The sequence below is a fragment of the Streptomyces milbemycinicus genome (assembly GCF_002154605.1).
Classification (GTDB): Bacteria; Actinomycetota; Actinomycetes; order Streptomycetales; family Streptomycetaceae; genus Streptomyces; species Streptomyces milbemycinicus.
The window spans coordinates 1-9,916 of record NZ_MUNE01000291.1 but is presented as its reverse complement, the minus strand read 5'-3'; the positions used below and the strand labels follow the sequence as shown (position 1 = coordinate 9,916).

Below are 9,916 nucleotides of genomic sequence, written 5' to 3'. Positions count from 1 at the left end.
CTGTGTCCAGGCCCGGGCCTGCTCGCTGAGGGTGATACCGAGACCCGGCCGGGAGGACACATGCATACGGCCGCCACTGATCTGCAACCGCTCGTTGAACAGCGGCTCCAGCCAGTCGAAGTGCTCCACCCACGGCTCGTACGGGTAGGCGGCGGCGAGGTGGAGGTGGATCTCCATCGCGAAGTGCGGGGCGAGCTGGAGGTGGTGGTGTTCGGCGAGGGTGGCCAGCTTGAGGAACTGGGTGATGCCGCCGATACGCGGCGCGTCGGGCTGGATGATGTCCGCGGCGTCGTTGCGGATCAGCTCCCAGTGTTCGGCGACGCTGGCCAGCATCTCCCCGGTGGCCACCGGAGTGTCCAGCGAGGCCGCGAGGGCGGCGTGGCCGCGCGCGTCATAGGCATCCAGCGGCTCCTCGATCCAGACCAGGCCGAACTCCTCGAGCGCGCGCCCCATGCGCTGGGCGGTGGGCCGGTCCCACTGCTGGTTGGCGTCCACCATGAGCGGCACCTCGTCGCCCAGGTGCTCCCGTACGGCGGTCACCCGGCTCAGATCCACCTTGCCGTCGGGGTGGCCGACCTTGAGCTTGATGCCGCCGATGCCCTCGGCCACCGAGCGGGAGGCGTTCTCCAGCAGCTGCTCGGTGGGCGTGTGCAGAAAGCCGCCGGAGGTGTTGTAGCAGCGTACGGAGTCGCGGTGGGCGCCCAGCAGCTTGGCCAGGGGCAGACCGGCCCGCTTGGCCTTCAGATCCCACAGGGCGATGTCGAAGGCCGCCACCGCCTGGGTGGACAGTCCGCTGCGCCCGACGGAGGCGCCCGCCCACACCAGCTTCGTCCAGAGCTTGGCGATATCGCTGGGGTCCTCGCCCAGCAGGGTCGGGGCGATCTCCTTGGCGTGTGCGAACTGGCCGGGGCCGCCGGCCCGCTTGGAGTAGCTGAAGCCGATGCCCTGGTGTCCCCCCTCGGTGGCGAGCTCGACGAAGAGGAAGGCCACCTCGGTCATCGGCTTCTGCCGTCCGGTGAAGACCTTCGCATCGCTGATCGGAGTGGCCAGCGGAAGGGTGACCGAGGACAGCTTGATCCAGGAGATCCTGTCGAGGGTCGCCTCCCCTGCCTGCTGCGCGGCATGTGCCGTCGTTTCCGGTGTGCTCATCACTTAGCGTCCCCTGTGAGTGCGGGCGGGGCGGCCGGACCCTGAGGTGGCCGGTCGCGGTGTCGGCGGGCGTGTCCGCTCGGCCGTCCCTTGACGCTAGGTGGTCGATTGATCTCCGTCTAACTTAAAATTTGTATGCGTTGATACAGGGAGAGCATCATTGTTCACACTCGCCCAGCTGGCCAGCTTCGTGGCAGTGGCCGAAGAACTGCACTTCACCCGGGCCGCGGAACGGCTCAAGATGACACAGCCACCGCTGAGCCGCCAGATCCAGCTCCTGGAGAACGACCTGCGGGTCCGGCTCCTGGAGCGCACCAACCGATCGGTGCGGCTCACCCCCGCCGGGCGCGCCTTCCTCACCGAGGCCCGCCGTATCCTGCGCCAGTCGGAACACGCGGCGCTCGCCGTCCGTCAGGTGTCGACCGGGGAAGCGGGCAGCATCGCCATCGGCTTCACCGCGGCCAGCGCCTACTCCACGCTCGGCACCCTGCTGGAAACCGCCCGAGCGGCCATGCCCCGCGCGGAAATCGTGCTGCAGGAGATGGTCACCCGCGACCAGTTGGAAGCCCTCACCCAAAACCGCCTGGACCTCGGCCTCGGCCGGCCCTCGGTCACCGGCCCGGACCTGCGGTCCCGCCCGGCCGTACGGGAGCGGCTGCTCGCGGCGCTGCCCAAGGAACACCCCCTGGCGGCGCGCGAAGGAGCGCTCCAGGTCGCGGACTTCGACGGTCAGCCGTTTCTGATGTACTCACCCACGGACGCCCGCTACTTCCACGAACTGCTCATCAGCATCTTCAGCGTGGCGCATGTGGCCCCCGTCTTCTCCCAGTATCTGAGCCAGGTCCACAGCATCCTGGCCCTGGTCAACTGCAGCCTGGGGGTGTCCCTGGTCCCCGAGGCCGCCGCGCGGCTGCGCTACGCCGATGTCGTCTTCAAACCGGTCGAGTTGGAGACCCCCAACCCCGTGGAGCTCAACCTCGTCTGGCGCGAGAACAACGACAACCCGGTGCTGCACGCGCTGCTCCGCCACCTGTCATGGCCGGAGCCGACACCGGAGCCGGAGCCGGAGCCGACACCGACACCGACACCGACACCGGAGCCGGAGCCCGGGGCTCACCCCGGCCGGTAGAGCGCCGTGAGCAGTTCGATCACGGACGGGGCGGCGGGATGCGGATCGTCCCGCCACCAGGCGAGCCGCACCGCGATCGGCTCGGCGTCGCGCACCGGCCGGTAGACGACACCGGGCCGCGGATACTGGTGCGCCGTGGACTCCGCCGTGATCCCCACCCGCCGGCCCGTGGAAATCATGATGAGCCAGTCGTCGATGTCGTGTGACTCCTCGGTCACCGGTCGGGAGCCGGAGGGCCACAGCTCCGCGGTGGTGGTGCCGGTCCGCCGGTCGACCAGCAGGGTGCGCCCGCTGAGGTCCGCCAGCCTGACCGAACGGCGCCGGGCCAGCGGATCGTCGGCGGCCAGGGCACACAGCCGCCGCTCGAGCCCCACGATGGCGGAGTCGAAGCGCCGGTCGTCCAGCGGTCTGCGGACGACGGCCAGATCGCAGACCCCCTCGGCCAGCCCCGCGGTGGCGGAGTTGACGCGGATCAGCTGCAGCTCCGTCTCGGGGGCCGTCTGGGCCCAACGGCGCTGAAACGCCAGCGTATGGCGGCCCACCGCCGACCAGGCGTAACCGATCCGCAGCCGCCGATGGCCCGAGGCCGCCTCCCGGAGCAGACCGTCCACCTCGCCGAGCACCCGCCGGGCGTGCGCCACCACGCGCAGACCGGTGCCCGTCGGCGTCACCTCGCGCGAGGTACGCAGCAACAGCCGCACCCCGAGAGCCCGCTCGAGCGAGGCCAGCGTGCGGGACACGGCCGCCTGGGAGACACCGAGCGCGATGGCGGCATCGGTGAAACTGCCCTCGTCGACGATCGCCACCAGACAGCGCAACTGACGCAGCTCGACATCCATGACTCAAGCGTATAGATCCGACCGTCGATGCATTTTGCGCAAGAGGAGGGGCGCCGCACGATCGGGGCATGCGAACAGCATCCGTACGCGCGGCAGCCCCCGCGCACCGGGCCGTCCCGGCAGCTTCCGCCCCCGAGCCCGGGGGAGGACGCCTGGCCGGTGTGGCCACCATGATCGGCAGCGGCCTGTCCAACCAGATCGGCGCCGCCACCGGGTCCCTCGCCTTCCCGGTGCTCGGCCCCCTCGGCGTCGTCGCGGTACGCCAATACGTCGCCGCCATCGTCCTGATCGCCGTCGGCCGCCCCCGGCCGCGCAGCTTCACCTGGCGGCAGTGGTGGCCGGTGCTGCTGCTGGCCCTGGTGTTCGGGACGATGAACCTCTCCCTCTACAGCGCCATCGACCGGATCGGCCTCGGACTGGCGGTGACCCTGGAGTTCCTCGGCCCGCTCGCCATCGCTCTGGCCGCCTCACGCCGCCGCGCCGACGCCTGCTGGGCGGTGCTGGCCGCGGCGGGGGTCATCACCCTGATGCGCCCGCGGCCCTCCGCCGACTACTTCGGGATGGGCCTGGGCCTGCTGGCCGCCGTCTGCTGGGCGTCCTACATCCTGCTCAACCGCACCGTCGGCCGGCGCATCCCCGGCGCGCAGGGATCGGCGACCGCCGCCACGCTCTCCGCCCTGATGTTCCTGCCCGTCGGGGTCGTCCTCGCCATCAGGCAGCCGCCGACCGCGTCGGCCGTCGGCTGTGCCGTCGCCGCCGGGGTTCTCTCCTCGGCCGTGCCGTATCTCGCGGACCTGTTCACGCTGCGCCGCGTACCGGCACAGGCCTTCGGGCTCTTCATGAGCGTCAACCCCGTCCTCGCCGCCGTGGTCGGATGGATCGTCCTCGGGCAGCGCCTGGGGTGGATCGAATGGGCCGGAGTGGGAGCCGTCGTGGTGTCCAACGCGCTCAGCATCGTGGGCCGGGTCAAGGCGGAGGCCACACCCCAGCGGACACCCCAGCAGACGCCTCAGTAGATGGCCGGCCGCTAGCGGCGGTCGGGCGGGCCGGGGCACCGCGCCGTCGTGCCGCGGACCTCGAGGGCCGGGGCGGTCAGTACGGTCTCGCCGGGGCGGGCGGGGTCGGCGATCCGGTCGAGCAGACACTGCGCGGCGCGGCGGCCGACCTCGTGGCTGGCGTTGTCCACGGTGGTGAGCCACAGATGGCGCAGCCGCGCGAGATAGGTGTTGTCATAGCCGACGAGGGACAGGTCGCGCGGCACCCGCAGGCCGAGCTCTTCGGCGGCCGACAGGGCGCCGACACCGGCTATGTCGTTGAACGCGAAGACGGCGGTGGGCCGTTCGCGGGCGCCGAGCAGCCGGACCGTGGCCCGGTAGCCGCCCTCCTCGGTCAGGTCGCCCTGCTCCACGGCCGCCGTCGCGCCCAGCCCGTGCTCGCGCATCACCGCCTCGAAGCCACGGCGGCGCAGCTCGCCGACCGCCCCCTGCCCCGCGATATGCGCGATACGCCGGTGGCCGAGGCCGATGAGGTGTTCGGTGGCCAGCCGGGCGCCGTGCTCGTCGTCGCCCGCGACGATGTCCACCCCGGGCAGCACGGGCTCACGGGCGCCCGCCACCACCGTGGGCACCTGCCCGGCCGCGGTGCGCAGCGCCTCGGGGGCCGGCAGCGTGCCGACGGCGATCAGACCGTCGACCCGCAGATCCGTGAAGGTGCGGGTGAGGTCTTCGCCGAGCCGCCGGTTGAGGTGGCCGTCGGCCAGCAGCATGCGCAGACCGGAGTCGTGCAGCCGGGAGTTGAGGCCGTCCAGCAACTCCACGAACCAGGGGTTGCGCATGTCGTTCAGAAGCACCCCGACGGTGCGGGTGCGCCGCTCGCTGAGGCTGCGCGCGGCGGCGTTGGGCCGGTAACCGAGCTCTTCGACGGCGGCCAGAACGGCCTGCCGCTTCTCCGGGCGCACCTGGTCGGAGCCGCGCAGTACGAGGGAGACCAGTGATTTCGACACTCCGGCCCGTTCGGCGACATCGCGGATCGTCGGTGGTCTCATGTTCTGGACCGTTCCATAGGGCGCGCCGGGTTGTCAAAGGGATTGACAGCTGCGGAGACGGCCCTCAGGGTGGGCCGAGAACGTTGTGGACCGGTCCAAAGAAGATGCGGTCCCAGGCAGACCGGAGTCCTGAGCAGGCCACGGTCCTGGGCAGGGCAGTCATGGGAGAGCAGTCATGGTGAGTACGCTCGGCGTCGCCGTCGTCGGATTCGGCTGGATGGGACGGGTGCACACCCAGGCGTACGCCCGCGTGCCGCACCACTTCCCCCAGCTGTCCCTGCGGCCCGAACTGATCGCCGTCGCCGACGAGGTGCCCGGCCGCGCCGACGAGGCCGCCGAGCGGTACGGCTTCGCCACCGCCGCCCGCGACTGGCGGGAGGTGGCCGCCGACCCCCGGGTCCAGGCGGTGAGCATCGCCGCCCCCAACTTCCTGCACCGCGAGATCGGCACCGCCATGGCCGAAGCGGGCAAGCACATCTGGATCGAGAAGCCGGTCGGCCTGACCGCCGAGGACGCCCGAGCGGTCGCGGGCGCCGTGGCCAAGGCCGGTGTCCAGGGCGCCGTCGGCTTCAACTACCGCAACGCGCCCGCCGTCGCCGCCGCCCGCGAGCTGATCGCCGCCGGGGAGATCGGTGCCGTCACCCATGTCCGCATCCGGCTGTTCAGCGACTACGCCGCCCACCCCGAAGGTGCCCTGACCTGGCGGTACGAGCGCGAGCGCGGCGGCAGCGGAGTGCTCGGCGACCTGGCCTCGCACGGCGTGGACCTGGCGCGCTTTCTGCTCGGCGAGATCGAGTCGCTGGCCGCCGACACCGCGGTCTTCGTCCCCGAACGGGCCCGCCCCACCGGCGCCACCGCCGGCCACACCCGCTCCGCCGGCGGCGAGTTGGGCCCGGTGGAGAACGAGGACTACGTCTCCTGCCTGCTGCGCTTCGCCTCCGGTGCGCGGGGTGTGCTGGAGGCGTGCCGGGTCTCGGTCGGCGAGCAGAACAACTACGGCTTCGAGATCCACGGCACCAAGGGCGCGGTCTTCTGGGACTTCCGCCGCATGGGCGAGCTCGGCGTCAGCCGCGGCACCGCCTATCAGGACCAGCCCGTCAGCACCGTGTACGTCGGCCCCGGACACGGCGAGTACGCCGCCTTCCAGCCCGGCTCGGCCAACAGCATGGGCTACGACGACCTCAAGGTCATCGAGGCGTACCACTTCCTGCGCTCCATCGCCGAGGGCACGGCGTACGGAGCCACCCTGGACGACGCCGTCCGCAGCGCCGCCGCGCTGGACGCCATGGCCCGGTCCGCCGAGCGGGGCGGCTGGGTGAGCCCGTCCTGAGGGCTCACGCGGGTGGCGTCAGCCACCCGGCGATATCGGCGACGACGGCCGGGTCGACGTGTTGCGGGGTTTCGTACTCCGCGGGCGTGGAGGGGCCGGAGCCCGGGAAGAACAGGTGGTCATCGGCGTCGTACACGCGCATCGTCACATCCCGCCGATGGGCGAGCCCCGCCCGCCACCGCGAGAGATCGTCGGCGACGGTCACCTGATAGTCGCGGCCGCCCTGGAGCACGAGCATGGGCTTGTCCAGCTCCGCCGCGGTCGAGACCGGGTGGTAGCCGCGCAGGTCGAGCCAGTACGCGGCCGACAGGCCGAAAGGCAGTGTTTCCGCCGGTGTCGAGGGCGACAGGTCGGGGCCCGCGACCACCGCGGCCTGACGTGTCATCGCCTCGACGGCGGCGTCCGCGGCGGGGCCGGGGTTCAGCGCGGCGAGGTGGCGGATGACGCGGACGGCGGCCTCTTGCATCGGCTGTGCGTCGCCGGCCAGGAGCACCAGACCGGCGACCGACGGCTCGGCGGCCGCCACCCGCGGGGCCACCTTGCCGCCCATGCTGTGGCCGAGTACGAAGATCCGTGCCGGATCCACGGCCGGCTCGTGCCGGAGCGTGCGGACGGCGGCGACCGCGTACGGGACGTACTCGTCGGCCATGGTGAAGTTGGGTGTGTCCGCCACCTCGCCGGGGTGGGCGTAGGTGACCTTGTCGAACCGCAGCACCGCCACCCCACGGCTCGCCAGCCCCCAAGCGAGGTCCTTGAGCGGCTTGTTGGGCCCACTGGTCCCGTCGCGGTCGAACGGTCCCCCTCCGCCGAGCACCACCACGCCCGGCCAGGGGCCCTGTCCACGCGGCAGGCTCAGCGTGCCGGACACGGCGAGCGGAGCGGAGCCGAGCGTGACCGTGCTCTCCTCAAATGTCTCCGGAGCGGCATACGGAGGCGGTGTCCACGAGACGGGGGCTGCGGGCGCGAACCGCAGACCGTTCAGCCGGCCGGCGTCGTCGACCGACATGACGACGGTGAGCCCCCCGCGCTCGCAGGACACGGGGACGCTCACCCGGACCCGCCCCGCCTCGGCCGGTTCGCTCGCCGGCTCCCCGACGGCGGTGACCGCTCCGTGCTTGCCCGTCTCCATCCCCCAGGCGACCCGCAGCATCTCGGCGGACACGGCCGCCCGCAGCGGCGGCGCGAACAGGCCCTCGATCTCGGCGAAGCATTCCTTGCGCGCCATCTCGACGACCGCGACGGCGGTCGCCGCCGGATCGGTACGTGTCGTCATCCCCGCACCCCTCCCTACGTTCTTGTTTTTGCGAAAGGTAGCATATGTGAGATCGTTGAGTGATGGACACCTTGGAGCTTCTGGCACACCCGGTGCGGCTGCGGATCGTGCATGCGATGCGCGGGGGACGGCTGTTGACGACGTCCCAGTTGTGCGCTCGGATCCCCGATGTCTCGAAGGCCACGGTCTACCGGCATATCGATCTGCTCGCGACCGGGGGGATCCTGGAGGTGGCCGACGAGCGGCGGGTGCGCGGGGCGGTGGAGCGCCAGTACCGGCTGCGTCAGGAGCGGGCCGTCATCGACGCCGAGACGATGGAGTCGCTGTCGCTCGACGACTACCGGCGCGGCTTCGCCGCGGCGATGGCCACCCTGGCCGCCGAGTTCAACGCCTACCTCGACCGGGACGGCGTCGACCCGGTGGCGGACCTCGTCGGCTACCGGCAGCACGCGGCCTGGCTCACCCGAGACGAACTCGAGGAACTGATCGGTGAGTTGCGCGAGGCCATCGCGCCTCGGCTCGCCAACCGGCCCACGGCCGACCGCGCCCGATACCTGATCAGCCCGATCCTCTTCCCGGCCGAGGAGCCGTCCGCCGACCCCACCGAGCCGTAAAGGGAGGGCACGCCGTAAAGAGAGGGGGCGAGCGAGGGCTCGCCGATCTATTGACTATGACGCACCGTGGGGCCCACCGTGATTCCGCCACTGGCCACTTGGCGACGGGAGCTCTGGTTGTCCCCCGAACTCATCTCGATCATCGTGCTGGTGGCGGTCTTCGCGTTGGCCACCACCCGCTCCGTCAACATGGGTGCCCTGTCCTTCGCGGCCGCGTTCGGCGTGGGAGAGCTGGTCGCCGACCTGGACGCGGACGGTATCTTCGCAGGCTTTCCCGGAGACCTGTTCGTGGTCCTCGTGGGTGTGACGTATCTGTTCGCCCTCGCCCGGGCCAACGGCACCACGGAGTGGCTGGTCCACGCCGCCGTCAGACTCGTCGGCGGGCGGGTGGCGCTGATCCCCTGGGTGATGTTCGCGATCACCGGTGTGCTCACCGCGATCGGCGCGGTGAGCCCGGCCGCCGTGGCCATCGTCGCCCCCATCGCGCTGAGCTTCGCCGCGCGGTACGACATCAGCCCGCTGCTGATGGGGGCCATGGTGGTGCACGGCGCCCAGGGCGGTGGCTTCTCGCCGATCAGCATCTACGGCTCGATCGTGAACGGGATCGTGGAACGGGAGAAGCTGCCGGGCAACGAGATCACGCTCTTCCTCGCCAGTCTGGTGGTCAACCTCGTCATCGCCGCCGTCGTCTTCGTCGTCTGCGGCGGCCTGAAGCTGCCGCGCCACGCGGCCACCGCACCCCGGTCGGCCGGACCGGGCGCTGCCGCCGCCGAGTCCGCACCGGCCGACGGGGACGGCCCGGCGCCCGCCGGTACGCCCGCTGGCACGCCTGCCGAGGAGTCGGCGACCGGCCTGACCCCCGACCGGGTGGCGACCCTCCTCGCGCTGGTCGCCCTCGTCGTCGCCGTTCTCGCCTTCGACCTCGACGCGGGCCTGGCCGCGATCACGCTCGCCGCGCTGCTGAGCCTGTTCTGGCCCAAGGACGGCAAGAAGGCGGCCAACGAGATCTCCTGGCCGACGGTGCTGCTGATCTGCGGGGTGCTCACCTATATCGGCGTGCTCCAGGAGATGGGCACCATCGACTACGCGGGCCGGGCCGTCAGCGATATCGGCGTCCCCCTCCTCGCGGCCCTCCTGCTGTGCTACATCGGTGCCCTCATCTCCGCCTTCGCCTCGTCCGTCGGCATCATGGGCGCGCTGATCCCGCTCGCGGTCCCCTTCCTGGCCAAGGGCGACATCGGCGCGGTCGGGATGGTGGCCGCCCTCTCGGTCTCGGCCACCGTCGTCGACGTCAGCCCCTTCTCCACCAACGGCGCCCTGGTGCTCGCGGCCGCGCCCGACGTCGACCGGGACCGGTTCTTCCGGCAGCTGATGGTGTACGGGGGTGTGGTGGTGGCGGTCGTCCCGGCCGTGGCCTGGCTGGTCATGGTGGCGCCGGGGCTCGGCTGAGGCTCTTCCGCCCCCGACCGGGCCCCGCCCCGCTCAGGAGGCGCCCCCGCTCAGGACGTGCCCAGCCTGCGGTTGGCCAGGACGGACAC

General features: G+C 71.7%; 9 protein-coding genes. 5 read left to right on the top strand and 4 right to left on the bottom strand.

What is annotated here, in order from left to right; translation table 11 throughout:
• The coding region (locus CCN51_RS23235) for an L-talarate/galactarate dehydratase (RefSeq protein ID WP_211303244.1) at positions 1 to 1,149 on the bottom strand (1,149 nt) is incomplete at its 3' end.
• 160 nt (positions 1,150 to 1,309) lie between these two features.
• Here CCN51_RS23235 and CCN51_RS23230 point away from each other — a divergent pair.
• The gene (locus tag CCN51_RS23230) at positions 1,310 to 2,278 is read left to right on the top strand and encodes a LysR substrate-binding domain-containing protein (RefSeq protein ID WP_014181785.1); all 969 of its coding nucleotides are present in this window, start codon (positions 1,310 to 1,312) and stop codon (positions 2,276 to 2,278) included.
• Here CCN51_RS23230 and CCN51_RS23225 read toward each other — a convergent pair.
• Positions 2,263 to 3,117, bottom strand: coding sequence for a LysR family transcriptional regulator (locus CCN51_RS23225; protein ID WP_014181786.1), 855 nt, complete (start codon positions 3,115 to 3,117; stop codon positions 2,263 to 2,265). The two genes, CCN51_RS23230 and CCN51_RS23225, sit on opposite strands and share 16 nt — an antisense overlap.
• A 68-nt stretch (positions 3,118 to 3,185) precedes the next feature.
• Here CCN51_RS23225 and CCN51_RS23220 point away from each other — a divergent pair, with 68 nt between their 5' ends.
• Positions 3,186 to 4,133, top strand: a complete 948-nt coding sequence (locus tag CCN51_RS23220) for an EamA family transporter (RefSeq protein ID WP_078610774.1) — start codon at positions 3,186 to 3,188, stop codon at positions 4,131 to 4,133.
• Between the two features lie 11 nt (positions 4,134 to 4,144).
• On the opposite strand, the gene CCN51_RS23215 is transcribed toward CCN51_RS23220, so the two are convergent.
• Positions 4,145 to 5,161 carry a LacI family DNA-binding transcriptional regulator gene (locus CCN51_RS23215; protein WP_014181788.1) on the bottom strand — a complete coding sequence of 339 codons (1,017 nt, stop codon included), beginning with the start codon at positions 5,159 to 5,161 and terminating at the stop codon, positions 4,145 to 4,147.
• Between the two features lie 175 nt (positions 5,162 to 5,336).
• Between CCN51_RS23215 and CCN51_RS23210 the strand changes: the two genes are divergently transcribed.
• A complete protein-coding gene (locus CCN51_RS23210) occupies positions 5,337 to 6,491 on the top strand; it encodes a Gfo/Idh/MocA family protein (protein ID WP_014181789.1) in 1,155 nt (384 codons plus the stop codon).
• Positions 6,492 to 6,495: 4 nt separating this feature from the next.
• Here the strand turns inward: CCN51_RS23210 and CCN51_RS23205 are convergent, their stop codons facing one another.
• On the bottom strand, positions 6,496 to 7,764 hold the full coding sequence (locus CCN51_RS23205) for an alpha/beta hydrolase family protein (protein WP_014181790.1): 1,269 nt from the start codon (positions 7,762 to 7,764) through the stop codon (positions 6,496 to 6,498).
• A gap of 62 nt (positions 7,765 to 7,826) precedes the next feature.
• Here CCN51_RS23205 and CCN51_RS23200 point away from each other — a divergent pair, with 62 nt between their 5' ends.
• Both CCN51_RS23200 and CCN51_RS23195 read left to right on the top strand, forming a co-directional pair.
• Positions 7,827 to 8,378: a helix-turn-helix domain-containing protein gene (locus CCN51_RS23200; protein WP_014181791.1), complete on the top strand. Its 552-nt coding sequence runs from the start codon at positions 7,827 to 7,829 to the stop codon at positions 8,376 to 8,378.
• Positions 8,379 to 8,495: 117 nt separating this feature from the next.
• Positions 8,496 to 9,827 carry an SLC13 family permease gene (locus CCN51_RS23195; RefSeq protein WP_014181792.1) on the top strand — a complete coding sequence of 444 codons (1,332 nt, stop codon included), beginning with the start codon at positions 8,496 to 8,498 and terminating at the stop codon, positions 9,825 to 9,827.
• Positions 9,828 to 9,916: the final 89 nt, after the last annotated feature.